At 50.8% G+C, this 17,269-nt stretch carries 15 protein-coding genes; 8 read left to right on the top strand and 7 right to left on the bottom strand.

The window, feature by feature from the left end:
* Positions 1–66: 66 nt before the first annotated feature.
* Positions 67–498 carry a GNAT family N-acetyltransferase gene (locus HGH92_RS02700; RefSeq protein WP_168869218.1) on the bottom strand — a complete coding sequence of 144 codons (432 nt, stop codon included), beginning with the start codon at positions 496–498 and terminating at the stop codon, positions 67–69.
* A complete protein-coding gene (locus tag HGH92_RS02695) occupies positions 495–959 on the bottom strand; it encodes a carboxymuconolactone decarboxylase family protein (protein ID WP_247654815.1) in 465 nt (154 codons plus the stop codon). Before HGH92_RS02695 ends, HGH92_RS02700 begins: the two co-directional genes overlap by 4 nt.
* Before the next feature lie 86 nt (positions 960–1,045).
* Here HGH92_RS02695 and HGH92_RS02690 point away from each other — a divergent pair, with 86 nt between their 5' ends.
* Positions 1,046–2,518, top strand: coding sequence for a PLP-dependent aminotransferase family protein (locus tag HGH92_RS02690; protein WP_168869217.1), 1,473 nt, complete (start codon positions 1,046–1,048; stop codon positions 2,516–2,518).
* Positions 2,519–2,562: 44 nt separating this feature from the next.
* Positions 2,563–3,105 (top strand): hypothetical protein, encoded by a 543-nt coding sequence (locus tag HGH92_RS02685; protein ID WP_168869216.1) that lies wholly within the window; start codon positions 2,563–2,565, stop codon positions 3,103–3,105.
* Here the strand turns inward: HGH92_RS02685 and HGH92_RS02680 are convergent.
* Complete coding sequence (locus HGH92_RS02680; protein ID WP_168869215.1) at positions 3,102–4,205, bottom strand: lipase family protein; 1,104 nt, start codon at positions 4,203–4,205, stop codon at positions 3,102–3,104. The two genes, HGH92_RS02685 and HGH92_RS02680, sit on opposite strands and share 4 nt — an antisense overlap.
* 135 nt (positions 4,206–4,340) lie before the next feature.
* Here HGH92_RS02680 and aspA point away from each other — a divergent pair, with 135 nt between their 5' ends.
* The gene (gene aspA / locus HGH92_RS02675; protein ID WP_168869214.1) at positions 4,341–5,747 is read left to right on the top strand and encodes an aspartate ammonia-lyase; all 1,407 of its coding nucleotides are present in this window, start codon (positions 4,341–4,343) and stop codon (positions 5,745–5,747) included.
* Positions 5,748–5,915: 168 nt separating this feature from the next.
* Here aspA and HGH92_RS33995 read toward each other — a convergent pair whose 3' ends face one another.
* The gene (locus HGH92_RS33995) at positions 5,916–6,038 is read right to left on the bottom strand and encodes a hypothetical protein (RefSeq protein ID WP_262888717.1); all 123 of its coding nucleotides are present in this window, start codon (positions 6,036–6,038) and stop codon (positions 5,916–5,918) included.
* Positions 6,039–6,201: 163 nt separating this feature from the next.
* On the opposite strand from HGH92_RS33995, the gene HGH92_RS02670 reads away from it, so the two are divergent.
* Positions 6,202–7,542, top strand: a complete 1,341-nt coding sequence (locus tag HGH92_RS02670; RefSeq protein ID WP_168869213.1) for an anaerobic C4-dicarboxylate transporter family protein — start codon at positions 6,202–6,204, stop codon at positions 7,540–7,542.
* A 39-nt stretch (positions 7,543–7,581) separates the two neighbouring features.
* Entirely contained in the window at positions 7,582–8,745 is a 1,164-nt protein-coding gene (locus HGH92_RS02665) for a porin (protein ID WP_168869212.1), read from the top strand.
* 156 nt (positions 8,746–8,901) lie between these two features.
* On the opposite strand, the gene HGH92_RS02660 is transcribed toward HGH92_RS02665, so the two are convergent.
* Positions 8,902–11,346: an MG2 domain-containing protein gene (locus HGH92_RS02660; protein ID WP_168869211.1), complete on the bottom strand. Its 2,445-nt coding sequence runs from the start codon at positions 11,344–11,346 to the stop codon at positions 8,902–8,904.
* Between the two features lie 131 nt (positions 11,347–11,477).
* On the opposite strand from HGH92_RS02660, the gene HGH92_RS02655 reads away from it, so the two are divergent.
* The gene (locus HGH92_RS02655; RefSeq protein WP_168869210.1) at positions 11,478–12,722 is read left to right on the top strand and encodes an NAD(P)/FAD-dependent oxidoreductase; all 1,245 of its coding nucleotides are present in this window, start codon (positions 11,478–11,480) and stop codon (positions 12,720–12,722) included.
* 31 nt (positions 12,723–12,753) lie between these two features.
* On the opposite strand, the gene HGH92_RS02650 is transcribed toward HGH92_RS02655, so the two are convergent.
* On the bottom strand, positions 12,754–13,383 hold the full coding sequence (locus HGH92_RS02650) for a deoxynucleoside kinase (protein WP_168869209.1): 630 nt from the start codon (positions 13,381–13,383) through the stop codon (positions 12,754–12,756).
* A gap of 114 nt (positions 13,384–13,497) precedes the next feature.
* Positions 13,498–13,992 (bottom strand): 2-amino-4-hydroxy-6-hydroxymethyldihydropteridine diphosphokinase, encoded by a 495-nt coding sequence (folK, locus tag HGH92_RS02645; protein WP_168869208.1) that lies wholly within the window; start codon positions 13,990–13,992, stop codon positions 13,498–13,500.
* A gap of 85 nt (positions 13,993–14,077) precedes the next feature.
* Here folK and sppA point away from each other — a divergent pair, with 85 nt between their 5' ends.
* Positions 14,078–15,829 (top strand): signal peptide peptidase SppA, encoded by a 1,752-nt coding sequence (gene sppA, locus HGH92_RS02640; protein ID WP_168869207.1) that lies wholly within the window; start codon positions 14,078–14,080, stop codon positions 15,827–15,829.
* 298 nt (positions 15,830–16,127) lie between these two features.
* Positions 16,128–17,234 carry an ABC transporter permease gene (locus HGH92_RS02635; RefSeq protein ID WP_168869206.1) on the top strand — a complete coding sequence of 369 codons (1,107 nt, stop codon included), beginning with the start codon at positions 16,128–16,130 and terminating at the stop codon, positions 17,232–17,234.
* The last annotated feature ends 35 nt before the right edge of the window (positions 17,235–17,269 follow it).

Raw genomic sequence — 17,269 nt, 5'->3', positions numbered from 1 at the left:
GGTTATTTTAATATTTTGATATTGAGCAGGCCCGCTACATGACTAAATAATCCAATAACCCGATAGCTAAATCATCTGGGTGAAATGATGGGCGGAGATATAAAAACCCTGTTGATGATACAGGCGGTGGGCCGGCCACAGGTTATGCCCCGAATCCAGTTGCACAACAGCAAGCCCTTCTTCCCGCGCAATTTCCCGGATATGGTACAACAGCAGGCTGGCATATCCCTGTGCACGCAACGACGGGTGGGTGGCCAGATCGTCGATATAGATAAAGCGGCCGGTATGGAGATTGTGTTTATGACGATAGCCGGCAATAGCGGCCACTTTGGAAAGATCATCATCTGCAGGCAGGTACAGCAGGTGATACCCTTCCTGCTGCATTTCCCGTATCTGCGGCAGCAGCCTTTCCGGTTTTACATGCGGGCGCAACGTCAGGATTACTTCGCTGCAGGCCTGTATCTCGGCATCGGTAGTGGCGGTTTTTACAATTCTCATTTTGCGGTAGTTGGATAATGTTGGCCCGGTACGCGGTGTGTGGCTATGCCAATACGGTTCCAGGCATTAATACAGATAATGTGCATCAGCAGCTGCGCTGTGGTTTCCAGCCCGAAGCAGGCCAGCGCCTTGTTGTAAGTCTCCGCTGTCAGGCCCTGCTGACTGATAAACGTCACTTCTTCCGTCATCGCCAGTATGGTCCTTTCTTCTTCGGTGAACTGTGGTGATTCACGCCATACGCTGAGCAGCAACAGGCGTTGTTCCGTTTCTCCCGACTTACGCGCATCGGCTGCGTGCTTGTCGAGGCAATAGGCACAGCCATTCAGCTGGGATGCCCTTACTTTGATCATTTCGCGGTGCAGCGGCGAAATATTGGTAGTGGTGGTATATTTTTCCATGGCCATCATGGCTTTGAACGCTTCCGGCTGCACCTCCTGCATGAAAAATCTTTCTTTCATCATGATTGTTTTTGCATAATTGATGCAGTAAAATTAGCTTTGCACTGGACTATTGAAGTAGTCCAGATTTAAATCGACAGATAGTCCAGGTGCTACCATATAAAACATTGATCAATATTGACCGGGAGGCGCGGCAGCCGGTCTATCAGCAGATAGCCAACCGCTTTGCCAGCCTGATACGGGAGGGCATATTGAAGCCGGGGTCGTTATTGCCTGGCAGCCGCGTACTGGCGTTACAGTTAGGGCTGCACCGGAAGACCGTTGTGGCGGCTTATGACGAGCTGGTGAGCCAGGACTGGGCCATTTCCATTCCCCGTAAAGGCATGATGGTGGCCACCAACCTGCCGGACATTAAACCCCGCTCTTTCCAGGCGCCGGTATCTCCCTACGGTTACGGGCCTACGTTTTCTTTCAATAGTATTCCTTTTGTGGTCACTGCACGCCATGACCTGGCGCCGGCGGGCCACCTGATCATCAACGATGGTTTTGCGGACATGCGGGAAGCTCCGCTGGAAGCGTGGATGAAAGAGAGCCGCGCCCTGATCCGCCGGCCCCGTTACCATCAACGGCTCACCTACGGCTCTGCGATGGGAAGCCAGCACCTGCGGCTGCAACTGGCCCGTTATCTGACCCATACCAGGGGGCTTACCTTGTCTACCAGCAACCTCATGACCACACGCGGTGCGCAGATGGCCATCTATCTGACAGCGGCCATGGTCCTGAAAAAAGGTGATTATGTGATCGTGGGAAGCCCCAATTATTTTTATGCAGACCTGTGTTTCGAACAGCTGGGCGCCCGCTTGTTGCGCGTGCCGGTAGATGCGGACGGCATTGATGTGGAAGCGGTAGGGCAACTGTGCCGCACCCACAAAGTAAAGATGCTGTATGTGATACCGCACCATCATCATCCTACCACCGTGACACTCAGTGCCGAACGCAGAATGAGACTGTTGGACATTATCCGTACCCATCGGCTGGCCGTCCTGGAAGATGATTACGATTACGACTACCACTACAGCTCTGCGCCCATACTGCCGCTGGCAGCCGGTGACCACGGCGGCAATGTGATCTATATCGGCTCTTTCACCAAGCTGCTGGGACTTTCCATCCGCAGCGGCTTCCTCGTGGCGCCGGCGCCGTTCCTCGATGAAATGGCACGGCTGCGCAAACTGATGGACCTCCAGGGGGATAACCTGGCGGAAGAAACACTCGCCGCCCTGTTGGGCGACGGTACTATCGACAGGCACCTGAAGAAGTCGAATAAGCTGTACCATGAGCGCCGTGACCATCTGTCGCAACTACTGCAAAGCCGCCTGGGCGACAAGGTACAGTTTACCGAACCTGCCGGCGGCATGGCCACCTGGCTTACTTTTCACAAAAGGTACCCGCTGGCACAGGTGGCCGCAAAGGCCGCTTCCATGGGGCTCAGCATGAGCAACGGAGAACAGTACGGTTACGGCACGAAACCAGTGAACGCTATCCGGTTTGGATTTGCTTCGCTGAACAACAGGGAGCTGACAAAGGCGGTGGGCATCCTTGAAAAGATCCTTAAAAGGGAATAATCTTTTGTCTGAAAACACTAAGTTTGGTACTAAAACTATCACACATGGAAGAACTGACACTGGGCGTGGGATCAAGGGTACAACACGCGCATTTTGGTCCGGGCGTTATTGTAGGCGTTAAATATGCACAGTACAAGGTCACTTTTATGGACCACGGCATCAAAATGATCGACAAAACAGATCCGCTGTTTGAGGTGCTGGTCGCTGAGAACCAGACCGCTGAAGTGGAAACGGCGTCCGACGTGGAAACTTCTTTACTGAAGATACTTCGTTTATGGGGCGGCGTTACGGAAGTGGTGCCATTGGGCGACCGCTGGAAGAACGGCACCATGGTGCTGCAGCCGGGCGATGCTTCCCTGAAAGCCAAGGAACTGCCGATCGAGACGTTTTTCCATAAGATCGTGATGTTACGCGACCGTTTACGTGTGCTTGAGCAGAACATCAACAGCCATAAAGTGTTGACCGACGAAGAGAAGATCAACCTGCAACAGTACATCACCCGTATTTATGGATCGCTCACAACTTTCAACGTGTTGTTTAAAGAAAAAGAACACTGGTTCACCGGCGACAAGGCCGGCAACGACTAGCGCTCACTGGTGGGGTAAACATGTTCGAGCAGCCAGCGGTAGGCATTGAGCGAGTGGTGCACGAAAATATTTTTACCATCAAATGGAAATTTTTCATCGTATCCTTTCACCGGATATAAGATGACAGGCGTACCTGCCGGGGTATAATTGTGGCTGTTGACGAAGACAGGGCGGTTATATTCCGGCACTGCTTTTTTCACGCGGCCGTACGCCATTTTGCCCAGTACCCGCTGAAAGCGCCGGCTGGCTCGTCTGGCAGGCCGGTTGAGGCGCCCGTATATATAGGACAGGGCCACGCGCACCGGAAATTTTTGTTGCCGGAAAGCTTTTTTGATATTGGCAAAAGGGTTGATGGTATTAAAATCTGTCGGTGTCTGGATGGAGAACGGCACCTCCGGGACCCAGTCACGCCCGTTCACGATCCGTATTCCCCAGCCGTCGCGGGTGATATAGTCATAATCATACGCATAGAACAGGTTGCCCGGCTTAGGCGCCGCGCTGCAATAGGTTTTAAAGACGATGTCTTTCGGCAGGCCGTCGAGGTATTGAAAGTAAGAGCGTGCCAGAAAGGCGATAGCGCCGCCCTGGCTATGTCCGAAGATGATAAATTCGTGTATGCCTTCCTGATAGTACCGGTTGATTTGTTGTACCATGCCGGGTGCCATAGCGGCGAGGCCCAGCAGCCAGCCGGCATGAACAAACGCTTTGTCGTCATCGGCCAGTTTATAGTTGAACGTGGTACTGTCATTAAGCTGCAGGGTGCCTTTGGCGCTGATCATGCCTGCGTAGAAATTTTCCAGCCAGGAGGTGGAGGTGCCGTTGGTGCCTCTGATGGAGATCACGCCGAGGCTGCGGCTGCGGTTGATCCAAAGGTCCCATCGGTTTTTAAGGCCTACTTCCGGTGAGCGGTATACGATGCGGAAATTTCCGGGCGCTTTGGCATTGCTTTGCTCCAGGGAAGTATCGCGTTGCAGGGAAGTGAGGTCCAGCAGTTCATGGTATTCCCGGGGATCAAAATGTGGCGCCAGGTGTTGGGCACAGAGGACATTTCCCGTAAAAAATAAAAATAGAAAAGAAACCAGTGAAATGCGAAACATCATGAGAATTTACGAATTGGCAATTATGATTTACGAATAGAACAACAGTGTAATGAAAATTCTTTAGATGAAACTACAACAATTATGAGTATTATGTTGTTCTAAAAGCGTTTAACTTCCGGCCCTAAAATAAATTTTATGTCCAAGAGAATAGAACACGATTTCCTGGGAGAGAAAGAAATACCCCAGGATGTGTATTATGGGATTCAGACCCTTCGTGCGCTGGAGAATTTTCATATCACCGGTATTCCGCTGAAGGTGGAGCCCATCTTCGTAAAGAGCCTGGGTTATGTGAAAAAGGCGGCTGCTATGGCCAATCGGGACCTGGGAGTACTGGACAAAAATATCGCAGAATATATTATTAAGGCCAGTGACCGTGTGATCAGCGGGGAGTTTGACAACCAGTTTCTGAGTGACCTGATACAGGGCGGGGCGGGTACTTCCGTGAATATGAACGCCAATGAGGTAATTGCCAATGTGGCCCTGGAGATGATGGGCAAACAGAAAGGGGAGTACGAATTTTGTCACCCCAACAACCATGTGAACTGCTCACAGTCCACCAACGACGCTTATCCCACTGCTTTTCGTATAGCCCTTATTCTGAAGCTGACCGCTTATAAAGAAGAGCTGGGCAAGCTGGCCGATGCTTTTGATACCAAGGGTAAGGAGTTCCAGAATGTATTGAAAATGGGCCGCACCCAGTTGCAGGATGCCGTGCCGATGAGCCTTGGTGATGAGTTTCATGCCTTTGCCATCAATCTGAAGGAAGAGCTTTCCCGGGTAGACAGCAGCAAGCGGCTGATTGCGGAAATTAATATGGGTGCTACCGCTATTGGTACGCGGGTGAATGCGCCGGAAGGGTATGCAGAGCTGGTGACCCAGTACCTGTGTGAAGTAACCGGGCTGGACCTGAAGCTGGCAGAGAACCTGATTGAAGCCACCAATGATACGGGTGCTTATGTACAGCTTTCCGGTGTGCTGAAACGTACAGCCGTGAAGGTGTCGAAGATCTGTAATGACCTGCGTTTGTTATCGTCCGGACCACGGGCAGGCCTCAACGAAATCAACCTGCCGCCGATGCAGCCGGGATCTTCCATTATGCCTGGCAAGGTGAACCCGGTGATCCCTGAGGTGGTGAACCAGACAGCCTATTATGTTATCGGCGCCGATCTGACCGTGACAATGGCCGCGGAAGCCGGTCAGCTGCAGCTGAACGTGATGGAGCCGGTGATATCTTTCTCATTGTTTACCGCGATCACCTATATGGGCAATGCGTGCCGTACCCTGCGGGAGAAATGTATCCTGGGCATTACCGCCAATGCAGAACATACCAAACAGATGGTGATGAACAGCATCGGTATCGTGACGCAGCTAAATCCTATACTGGGGTATGAAAAATCCGCCAGTATAGCCCGTGAGGCGCTGGAAACCGGAAAGTCGGTGCATGATATCGCCGTGAAGGAAAAGAAGCTCATTACCCAGGAGAAATGGGACGAGATTTTTACGTTCGACAATATGATCAGGCCACAGTTCATCAACCGTTAATGACGCCTGATTTTTTTGTGAATAAAATGCGTTCGACTGTGATATTTTGAAGATTTGTGCGAATAATATAGAACAGCCGGATCAATTGGAAGAAGTGCCCTCCATCAGGGCTTACAATAAAGGCTGGTGCTGCGCCTTGGTGTGGCACCGGCTATGTAACCACAATAGTCAGTAGGCACAATAGCCGTAGTAGTCGTAGTAACTATAGTATTCGTTGTATTCGTCGTAGTATTTGTAGTAGCCGTGGTAACCATAATAACCATTGTAAGGAATAGCGATAAGCATAACCATAATCATTCATAATTATTCATTGTCATTCATTGTCATTCATTATATCGCCGGACATAACAGGTGTTGCAGGTTTATGCCGCAGGAAGGCGATGAAATAGTGTACAGTCATATGCTATAATTTTCTATTGATATTGATTATCTTCAGCAGTACATATTATTTTGTATGATCTGGTTAGAGTTCGCAATATTACTCGCCGCTATCCTGGTGGGAGCCCGTATGAAAGGCATTGGTCTTGGGGTGATGGGCATGGTGGCGTTAGCGGTGTATATCTTTATTTTCCGCATGCGGCCGGCCGATCCGCCGATAGATGTAATGCTGATCATTCTGGCGGTGGTAACCACCGCCGCCACCCTGCAGGCGGCCGGGGGGATGGATTATCTGGTGCGGCTGGCAGAGAAAATATTGCGGAGCAAACCTTCCCTGATCGTTTTGCTGGGGCCGCTGGTGACGTATTTTTTCACTCTTTTTGCCGGCACGGCCCATATCACTTATTCTCTGTTGCCGATTATTGCGGAAGTATCCACCAAGAAAAAAATAAGGCCGGAGCGTGCGTTGAGTATTTCGGTGATCTCTTCGCATCTGGCGATTACGGCCAGTCCTATTTCGGCTGCCACCGCAGCATTGCTGACTATCCTCAGCGGAAAAATAGCGCTGCTCGACATACTGCGGGTATGTATCCCGGCCACTATCCTGGGAACGCTGGCCGGCGTGGTGGTATGCTGGAAGAAAGGCAAGGAGCTGGAGAAAGATCCGGTATTTCTGGAGAAAATGAAAGATCCGGAGTTTGCGGCCAGTATAGCGACAGATGTCCAGGAGAGCAAAACGCCCCTGTTGCCGGGCGCCAGACTATCGGTGCTGATATTCGGGCTGGCGGTACTGCTGATTGTGCTGGTAGGGGCTTTCCCCAATATGCTGCCTTCCTTTGGAGAAGGGAAAAGTAATATGGCGGTAGACGCCACCGGACATATAAAAATGGCTGCGGTCATAGAGCTGGTGATGCTGGCCGCCGCTGCTGCCATTATGCTGCTTTGCCGTACCACTGCTGCTGCGGTGGCCAAAGCCAGCCTGTTTAACTCCGGCGCCCAGGCGGTAGTGTCTATCTTCGGCGTGGTATGGATGAGCGCCACCTTCATGCAAACCAATACCGGCATTATTGAAAGCACATTGGGCAATATGGTCAGGGCGGCCCCCTGGACGTTCGCCATCGCCCTGTTTATACTGAGCATTTTACTTTTCAGCCAGGCTGCCACCACCAAAGCGCTGATGCCGCTGGGATTGTCCCTCGGTATTCTGCCGGCGCACATGGTGGCCATGTTCCCTGCTGTTAACGGGGATTTTGTGCTGCCAGGTTATCCGACCCTGCTGGCTGCCATTAACTTTGACCGCACCGGTAGTACCCATATCGGGAAATACCTGGTCAACCATAGCTTTATGATCCCGGGGATTGTCAGTGTAGCCGTATCCGTTGCCGCCGGGTTCTTTCTGGCCGGCATCCTGTTATAGACGACCATATTTTTTCTTTAACTCCCAAACTTAACCTTTATGCATATCCGCAATTGGCTGGTAGCCTGCATGATGTTGTTTCCGCTTGCTGCAACGGCACAGCACCAGGAATCAAAGAAAGATACGCTCTATAAGCCTCTCATCCCCATCAGCAAAGCGCCCCTGTTAAACAATGTAGACATCATCGCCAATATGCGCTACGCTTTCCGCAATGAATTCGATAAAGGCACCTATACAGGCTCCCGCTTTGTCAATGAACAGTTCCGGCTGGAAATAAAAGGCAAAGTGCTCGACAAACTCTACTTCCGCTTCCGTGACCGCTACACCCGTAATCCGGAAACCCAGTCGGTAGATAACCTCAGCCGCTCCACAGACCTGGCCTACCTGCGGTTCGATCCCAACGAACACTGGAAAATATATGCCGGTAAACTCTGCGCCGACTGGGGCGGGGTGGAATTTGACGATAACCCCATCCAGATCTACGAATACTCAGATATCATCGAGAACTCGGACAACTTCCTGTCCGGCGCCGGCGTGGGATACCTCCCGAATAACAACCATGAATTTACCTTTCAGCTGCTCAACAGCCGCACCAAAACTTTTAAAGAACTATACGATTCTGTTCCGGGCATCTATGAAAGCAAATTTCCTTTTGCTGCCGTGATCAACTGGCGCGGACACCTGTTCGACGGGAAAGTGACCACCATCTGGTCTTACAGCATCTTTAAAGAAGCCACCCACCAGTACATGAATTATATCGCTCTCGGTAACTCGCTGATACTACCCAACTTCAAACTGGACTATGATTTTAAGCTCAGCCTGGAAAACCTGGACCGCAAGTTTCTCGTTTCCAACTGGATACCCAATATGAAAGCGGCACAAGGCGTCACCTACATGAGCCACTGGCTGAGAGCAGATTTCCGCCTCAGCAGAATAGTGCACCTGACGGCCACCGGATTCGTGGATTTTGCCTACTGGAACGGCAACCCCGACCCCAATAAAGATAAAAAACTACGCACCGCCTGGGGATACGTGCCCGCTATCGAGGTATATCCCTTTGATAAATATGACCTGAAAATTTTTCTGAACATGGTCGGCAGAATATATCGCTATACCAGCTACGCACAAACGAAATTCGGACTGGCCAATGATGATACCTACCGGTTCTCGATAGGTTTCATTACACCGTTGTTGGTTTTGTGATCACGCAATGGCATTAGCAACAAAGCGCGGTGATGATACAAACGAGCCAGATACAAATGAGCCAGGACAACAAAAGGAGCGGGGATCAAATTTGATCCCCGCTCCTTTTGTCTTATTTATTTTCTTTGCGTCTTCGCTGCTTAGCGCCCTGGCGTGCTAGAATTCCTGTTCCAGCTTGCCTACAGTCCCTTCGTCTGTAATACCCTGTACTACTACGCGGAAACGTTTGGAGAAGTCATTGTTATAGAATTCCACTTTGGCGGTATGGGTGAGGGTGTCTACTGCCACATTGGGGTTCCAGTAGAGTGTCAGGCGTTTGTCGGGCAGGGCATGCACTTCTTTTTTCACGGAGTAATCCGGAGAATAGAAGGTTTTCACGATGGCATAACCCGCTTTTTTATACAGTTGGAAGCCTTTGATAGACGGATCATTGGCAGGTGGATTGTCGCCACCTTTTTTAGTGTATACGGCGATGGCACCGTTAGCGCCACCGAAGCCGCCCATGAAAGGAGGGCGGAAAACCTTGATCAACGCCACATCGTTGATAGACAGGGTGCTCAACATGCTGATGTCAGTCTGCATTTCGTTGAGATACAGGCCTGGTTTACCACCGCGCCAGGAGAGGCTTGGGTTGCTGAGGTCTCCGGTGATCTGTAAGCCGGCCACTTTGGACTGGAGATACTGGAAGATGTTATATGCGGTAGGGTTCTCTTTGGTGAGGTCAAAACTGTAACCATCGCCACCGGAGAACATCCCGGAGGTATACCGTTTTTCAGTTGTTTCTTCCGGTTTGATTTTTTTCGCGTTGACATTTACTTCCTGCAGGTATACCGTTTTATTATTGATGGCGCGGTTTACCTTATTGCTTTCGGCAGCTGTGGCGAGGAACAGTTTCAGGGAACTGTTGTCGACCGCAGGTGGCACCCTCAGCGGATAAGGGATTTTTACCTGAGTGGCGCGGTCAAAGAAGTGGATGTCAAATTTTACGTTCACGTCTTTGCCTTTCTTGGCGTCGCTGCCCTGGTAATAGATGTAGGCTGTGTCCGGGAACACCATGTTGGCGATGTTGAACTGGCCTTTTTCATCGATCGGTGCGGAGGCGAACATAGAGGAACTGTCCACCGGCAGTTTGATGATCATGTCCAGTTTACCGCCCACGATAGGTCTGCCATTGACACCGGTAGTGATACCTTTTACCGTAACGCCCTGTTCATAAGGGTAGCGGACTTCCGGGAATTCATTTTTGGCGATCTTCTCCCAGCTGAACCTGCGCCATCCGTTGGTCAGCATCACGAGATCGAGTGCTTGCAGGGTGGCCGGGTTGGTATCTTTAAAATACCAGTTGGGATTGTATACGTATCCTTTGATATCGGAAGTAAGGAGCAGGGTAGACACGATATCGGCGGCGTTTTTATCAACAGGCACGGCATCGGCGTCGGTAACGGCCACGGATATATTGGACTGCAGCGTGTCGGGGAGGCGCAGCACAAAAGTGCTTTTCTTGCGAGGCTCGCGGGCAACGTCAGATTCCAGTACGTCCATTTCCATGCGGTCATTGTTGCGCACAAAGGCCAGTCGCTCTGCGAGCGGGGCGCCGTTATTACCGAACAGCGTTATCTGAAGGATGCCGCTGGGCAGTTTGTCGGCCGGGATGAAGCCACTGATACGGCCTTCCGATACGTCGAGGAGGGCTTTGTACACCAGTTGCTGGCCCATCTGTGCGATGACTACCAGTTTATTCAGTGCGGTATCGCCCATATTAGCGGGAACGGCCTGGTAGAAAATACGGGCGCCTTTGTTGAATACTTTCAGGGATGCGCCGGTTGTCTGAACAGCCGGGAGGGTAAAGGTCTTGCTTTGGCCTTTGGCACTTTTCACTACTGCCTGGTAACTGTCGGAGCCGCCGGCAGGCGTGATTTCGAAGGTGCCCATCCCGTCGTGTACGGATTTGATGGCGGTATTTTTCGGATCTTTTAAGGTACCGGTCACTTCAATCGGGTAACCGTTGTTATCGATAGCCTTGAAAGCCACTGTGTTAGCCTGCCCGGCAATGAGGTTGCCGCCTTCGGGGAAGAACTGCACCGAGAAATCGGCCGCGGTGCTGTCGGCAGCCGGACCGCCTTTTTTAGCCGGATCAAATATCTCGATGGTACGGGTGTAAGTGAAGGCCGGGTCAAAGTTGAGCATCCAGGCGGTATAAGCTCTCAGCTGGTAGGTGCCTGGCTTCTGTGCTTCGGGCAGTTCAAAATTACCTGGTGCGCCGGCATTAAAAACGGCGAACAGTTTCTTCTGAACGATGTTGTTATTCTTGTCGAGCAGCTCTACATACAGGTTGGTGGCCTGTGTGGAGGGAAGTCCCTGGAGGGTGACATATCCTTTGAACCAGATGGTTTCACCGGCGGCATAGTAGTCTTTGTCCAGATGCAGGAATACTTTTTCCTGGGGGTAGCGGTTGTTGTATTGTTGTAAAGCCTGAACCAGATGATCTGACCAGTCGGCAGGTGGCGGCATCACCGCCACGGCGCCCATCACTCCGGCCAGCAGGGTAACGGGGACCATCCACTTCAGGTGACGTCTCTTTTTGGTATTGTGCACTTGCATGAACTGTATTTTGAGCCGAAATAATGGATATCAATAATAGGACAAATATAAACTTACGAAAGAATAAACGGTAAGATTACGGCAGGTTTGTTATTATTGCGTCTTCAAGCTTTGGGTTTAACAAGATTTTAATGAGTGTAATCCGGAAAAGATTAGTGGTGGCCGGCGGCGGTGCGGCCGGTTTTTTTTGTGCGGTCAATGCGGCACGTTTATGCCCTTCCCTGGAGGTGGTGTTGCTGGAAAAAACCGGTAAACTGTTATCCAAGGTGAAAGTCAGCGGCGGCGGCAGGTGTAATGTGACCCACAATGCGCCTGATATTACGTATATGACTAAACGTTATCCCCGCGGGCAGCATTTTGTAAAGAAGGCTTTCTCCCGCTTTTTTGTGACGGATACCATTGAATGGTACGGTGAACGGGGAGTGAAGTTGAAAGCGGAGGCCGACGGGCGGATGTTTCCGGTCACGGACAATTCGCAGACGATCATTGACTGTTTGCTGCGGGAGGCAGACAAATACCAGGTGAGGGTGGAAACCAATAAGGAAGTCACCGCCCTGGAAAAGAGCGCCGACGGGCGTTGGCAGCTGCAGTTGCAGGATGGCCGGTCGCTGGCGGCGGACTATGTCTGCGTGGCTGCCGGAGGTTATGCACAGAGCGGCAAATTCGGCTGGCTGGAAAAAACAGGCCATTCCATTATACCCCCTGCACCCTCTCTGTTTACTTTCAACATGCCGGGAAATCCCATTACGGCCCTGATGGGCGTGGCGGCTACGGCACATGTGAAAATTGCCGGCACCAAACTACAGGAGACCGGCCCGTTACTGATCACTCACTGGGGCATGAGCGGCCCGGCAATACTGCGCTTGTCTGCCTGGGGCGCCAGAGAGCTGCAGGCGCTGCAATATACTTTCACGGCGATCGTGAACTGGCTGCCCGACCACCATGAAAATTCATTGCGGGAAGAATGGCCGTCACTGCGCCAGGAACTCGGCAAACAGAAAATACATCATAAAAACCCCTTCGGCCTTCCACAAAGGCTGTGGCAATTTCTCCTGTTGCAGGCGGGTATCTCTGAAGAGATGCGCTGGGCAGACGTGCCGGCGAAAGACCAGAACCGGTTTATGAAGATGCTGGTCAGCATGGAGTTTCCGGTAAAAGGAAAAACCACTTTCAAAGAGGAATTTGTTACCTGCGGCGGTATCACGCTGAGTGAGATAGACCCTGCCACCATGGAAAGCCGGCTGGCCCCCAACCTGTTTTTTGCCGGCGAAGTAATGGACGTAGACGGTATCACCGGCGGGTTTAACTTCCAGCATGCCTGGACCAGCGGATTTATCGCTGCTACTGCCATTGCCATGAGGGCCACTGAACAATAACTGTTGATAGTCATAATTATGACCATCACCGTTACAGTTTCAGGTAGTGCATGCCTGGCTCATATTCTTTGTCCAGCGCTGTCAGCAGACTTTTGAAGTCCTCCGGGTTCCGGAGGAAATCCACTTTTGTCGTATCGATAACGAGGGTACGGACAGGATGTTGTTTGATATACTGCATGTACATGTCGTGTACATTGAGCAGGTATTCGTCTGGTATCTGCTGTTCGTAGGAACGGTTCCGGTGTTTGATGTTTTCCTGCAGCCTGGTAACGGGCGCATTCAGGAATATGAGCAGCTCGGGCTGTACCAGTTGTGGATTGATGATATCAAAGAGTTTCTGGTAGAGGGAATATTCTTCTTCCGGCAGGTTGATTTTGGCAAACAGCAGGCTTTTGATAAACAGGTAGTCGGAGATCACCACTTCGGAGAAGAGGTCTTTTGTTTGCAGCATGTCTTTCAGCTGTTTATATCTTTCCGCCATGAAAAACAGTTCCAGCGGAAAGGCGTATTGCTGCGGGCGTTCGTAGAAGAGGGGAAGGAAGGGATTGTCGGCAAACTCTTCGAGTATCAGTTTGGCTGAAAAGTGTTTGGCCAGCATATTGGCCAGTGTGGTTTTGCCGGCGCCGATGTTTCCTTCTATGGTAATGAATTTATAGTGCATGGATTAGTTTTTTTGCACGCAAAGCTGCCAGGCAGCCAGGCAGCAAAGATAAAGATTAGTTTAGCTCACCTGTCAGGCGGCCGGGTGGAAGTTGTTTTCCTTCGCCTCTGTTGCTTAGTGGCTTTGTGTGCTAAGTTTAACGGCGCTCAGGTCATCCGGGCATTCCTGTTGCAGCTGCCTGACGGTCTTATGCAGCAGGGGGTGCATGTACTCGGGGACTATTTCTGTCAGTGGTACGAGCACAAACTGGCGCAGGTGCATCCGGGGATGCGGCAGTTTCAGTTCCGGGAGGGAGATGACCTCATCGTTGAAGAAGATCAGGTCGATGTCGATGACCCTGGCGCCCCATTTTTCCTGCCGGATACGGCCGATCTGACGTTCGATGTCCAGCAGTGTATGCAGCAACGTTAGTGCGTCCATACTGGTCTGTATTTCAACGCCCTGGTTGAGATAATTGGGCTGGTCTACGGAGCCCCACGGGGCTGTCTGGTATAAGGCGGAGGTTTTTATCACCGCTCCGGCTGTTGCGGCGATGTGCCCGATTGCTTTTTGCAGGTTGGCTACACGGTCGCCCAGGTTGCCACCTATAAGTAATATTGCTGTATTCATGTATATTCTGAGGCCCAAAAGTAGCCATATTCCGTATTTTTGAAAAAATGTATCTTTCCATTTCCCTTTCATTTAACTAAAACGTATGCGTTTCTTTAAAACTTTCCTTGCAGCCCTTCTGGCATTCATTGTCTTTACAGGCCTGTGTTTTATTGTGCTGCTGGCAATTATCGGGAAAGCCATTTCCCGCGAGCCGGTGACGGTTTCCCCCAATGGCGTGCTCACTATTCAGACCAGCCAGGCATTCCAGGAACAGAAAATTGTGAACCCCGTGGCCGCTTTTATGGGAGACGAGTCTTCCGAAATTCCCGGCCTGTTCCAGGCGGTAAGGCTGATCCAGCATGCTGCTACAGATGATAACATTAAAGGTATTTACCTGAAAGTGGACGGTAACGGCAACGGCTTTGCCGGTACCGAAGAGCTGCGCAACGCTATCCTGCGTTTCCGCAAATCCGGCAAGTTTGTATATGCCTATGGTGAAGTGATGACGCAACAAGGTTATTACCTGGCCAGTGCGGCTGACAAGGTGTACCTTAACCCTAAAGGCGGTATTGACTTCGCTGGTTTTTCCACCCAGCTGACGTTTTTAAAAGGGACCCTGGAGAAACTGGAGATACAACCTGAAATTTTTTACTGTGGTAAATTCAAAAGCGCGACCGAGCCCCTCCGCGAATCACAGATGACAGATGCCAACCGTATACAAACCAATCAGTTCCTGAGTGTCCTGTATGGCAATTACCTCAATGGCATTGCTACGGCCCGCCAGCTGGACACGGCCTCCCTGCATGGTTATGCCAATGAAAACCTGATCCGCGAAGCGCCGGACGCGTTGAAATATAAATTGGTGGACGGTCTTAAATATGACGACGAGGTGGTGAGTGAACTGAAAAACAAAACCGGTATCAAATCTGATGAAGACCTTAACCTGGTGCCTTTCCTGAAATACAACAGCGCTGTGACACTGAGCAATGGCGGCGGAGAACATAAAATCGCCGTGATCTATGCCCAGGGTGATATTATCAGCGGAGAATCCGATAAACAGAACGTTATTGCCAGCGAGAGTTATATCCATGATATCCGTAAGGCAAGGGAAGATAAAAAAGTAAAGGCGATCGTTTTCCGGGTTAACTCCGGCGGCGGCAGCGCCCTGGCTTCAGAGGTGATCTGGCGTGAACTGTCACTGGCTAAAAAAGTAAAGCCGGTGGTGGTGTCTATGGGCGACTATGCGGCTTCCGGCGGATATTATATTTCCTGTATGGCCGACAGCATCTTTGCACAGCCTAACACACTGACCGGGTCCATCGGTGTTTTTGGTATCATGTTTAACATGGAAAATTTCTTTAAAAACAAGCTGGGTGTAACATTTGACGGTGTGAAAACAGCGCCGTATGCAGATCTGGGCACCATGTCCCGTCCGCTGAACGAAGTGGAAAAACGTTTTATCCAGGATGGTGTGGACAGCATTTATGCTTCGTTCAAATCCCGGGTGGTGGCCGGCCGTAAGCTGAACGCCGCTGTGGTGGACAGCATCGCGCAGGGCCGCGTATGGAGCGGTACAGATGCGCTGCGCCTTGGACTGGTGGACCGTATCGGTGGCCTGAATGAAGCCCTGAACTGCGCCGCCCGCCTGGCAAAGGTGTCAGAATACAGAATGGTGGAATACCCGGAAATCAAGGATAAGCTGTCCCGGTTACTGAAAAACGTAGGCGGGGAAGTACAGGCCACTATGGTGAAAAGAGAAATGGGCGTGAACTACGATCTGTACCAGCAACTGAAGGCTATCCAGCACATACCTGGCGATGTACAGGCTAAACTGCCTTTCGTGTACAGGTTTTAAGACGATCAGATTTTAATATACCGGGGGATGAACAACTGTTGTTCATCCCCCTTTTTTATGGCGTTAACTGATATTAAAATCCACTTAAAAATTGCTGGGGCATCTCCCGGAAAATCATTAAAAGAGATTAAAAGCAGCAAAAAATCATCAAAAAATGATGAAAAATGAACGAAAAGGGGAGAAAAACACCTAAAAGGAACATTTTTCCGGCCAGACTGCGGGTATGAAGCATGAAAAATCGGAAAGGACGTTAATTTTTTGAGTAGTTTTACGGGATTTTTTAACAAACGAGACTCAGATGAATGGAGTGAAGTACAGCCAATGGAGGGCCATGCTGGCTATAACAAAAGGAAGTTTAAGAGGTATTTTCAGAAGCCCTTCCGCGGTGGTTTTTAGCCTGGGATTCCCGCTTGTGTTCATTCTGGTATTCGGATTTATTGGTGGCGGCAGTGTATCCGTGAAAGTGGGCGTGGACAGGCATACTGATATCAACAGCCGGTTTTATGAAGGGCTGTCAAAGGTGAAAACGCTGAAACTGGTCAGTGACCAGCCTGCAGCAGAGATGGAAGATGATCTGAAGAAGGGCCGTATTACTGCCATCCTGAATATTGTGCCTCAGCAGGGGGCTGACAGCCTGCCTCATTTCCTGGTGAATGTCAGGACCTCCACGGCCTCTGATGCCAACAAAAAAGCCATTTTGATGTCTGTGCTGAAGGAAGTGGCGGCGCGTATCGATGATCATGTTTATCCACGCGCTTCCGTGGCGACTTTCACCACCGAAGAGATACCCGGCCGTGTTTTCAAGACCATTGATTTTATTTTGCCCGGCCAGCTTGGTTTTGCGTTGATGAGCGCCGCTGTGTTCGGCACCGCCTTTCTCTTTTACAGTTTAAGACAAACACTGGTATTAAAACGTTTTTTCGCCACTCCGATCAAACGTACCTATATAGTGCTGGCAGAGGCTTTCAGCCGTATGATCTTCCAGCTGATCAGCTCTGTGGTAATCATCGGGCTGGGCCATTTTGCTTTCGGTTTTACGCTGGTACACGGCTGGGCCACCTTTATGGAGATGCTGGTGCTGTCTGTTTTCGGGCTGCTGGTATTCATGGGCTTCGGATTTGTGGTAAGCAGCATTGCTAAAAACGAAAGCACTATTCCGCCACTGGCCAATATTGTGACATTGCCGCAGTTCCTGCTGGCAGGCACTTTTTTCCCGATAGATTCTTTCCCTGCCTGGCTGCAGCCTGTCTGCAAGGTAATGCCGCTGACCTATCTCATTGACGCACTGCGCAAAGTGGCCTTTGAAGGGCAACATCTGTGGCATGTGGGCTGGGACATCGCTATATTGACCCTTTGGGGCGTAGTAGTGTATGCGGTAGCCGTTAAAGTATTCCGTTGGGAGTAGCTGGGTTTTTTCGTTAGCTTTGGCTTACCTAAAAT

The organism is Chitinophaga varians (genome assembly GCF_012641275.1).
GTDB classification, from domain to species: domain Bacteria; phylum Bacteroidota; class Bacteroidia; order Chitinophagales; family Chitinophagaceae; genus Chitinophaga; species Chitinophaga varians_A.
The sequence above is the reverse complement of the archived record's forward strand: the minus strand, read 5'-3'. Positions and strand labels throughout refer to the sequence as shown.

Coding starts and splice junctions, on each gene's coding strand:
- folK (WP_168869208.1), bottom strand. CDS start 13,992: ATGAATACAGCAATATTACTTATAGGTGGCAACCTGGGCGACCGTGTA.
- HGH92_RS02660 (WP_168869211.1), bottom strand. CDS start 11,346: ATGCAAGTGCACAATACCAAAAAGAGACGTCACCTGAAGTGGATGGTC.
- aspA (WP_168869214.1), top strand. CDS start 4,341: ATGTCCAAGAGAATAGAACACGATTTCCTGGGAGAGAAAGAAATACCC.
- HGH92_RS02650 (WP_168869209.1), bottom strand. CDS start 13,383: ATGCACTATAAATTCATTACCATAGAAGGAAACATCGGCGCCGGCAAA.
- HGH92_RS02700 (WP_168869218.1), bottom strand. CDS start 498: ATGAGAATTGTAAAAACCGCCACTACCGATGCCGAGATACAGGCCTGC.
- HGH92_RS02695 (WP_247654815.1), bottom strand. CDS start 959: ATGATGAAAGAAAGATTTTTCATGCAGGAGGTGCAGCCGGAAGCGTTC.
- sppA (WP_168869207.1), top strand. CDS start 14,078: ATGCGTTTCTTTAAAACTTTCCTTGCAGCCCTTCTGGCATTCATTGTC.
- HGH92_RS33995 (WP_262888717.1), bottom strand. CDS start 6,038: ATGGTTATGCTTATCGCTATTCCTTACAATGGTTATTATGGTTACCAC.
- HGH92_RS02635 (WP_168869206.1), top strand. CDS start 16,128: ATGAATGGAGTGAAGTACAGCCAATGGAGGGCCATGCTGGCTATAACA.
- HGH92_RS02655 (WP_168869210.1), top strand. CDS start 11,478: ATGAGTGTAATCCGGAAAAGATTAGTGGTGGCCGGCGGCGGTGCGGCC.
- HGH92_RS02670 (WP_168869213.1), top strand. CDS start 6,202: ATGATCTGGTTAGAGTTCGCAATATTACTCGCCGCTATCCTGGTGGGA.
- HGH92_RS02685 (WP_168869216.1), top strand. CDS start 2,563: ATGGAAGAACTGACACTGGGCGTGGGATCAAGGGTACAACACGCGCAT.
- HGH92_RS02680 (WP_168869215.1), bottom strand. CDS start 4,205: ATGATGTTTCGCATTTCACTGGTTTCTTTTCTATTTTTATTTTTTACG.
- HGH92_RS02665 (WP_168869212.1), top strand. CDS start 7,582: ATGCATATCCGCAATTGGCTGGTAGCCTGCATGATGTTGTTTCCGCTT.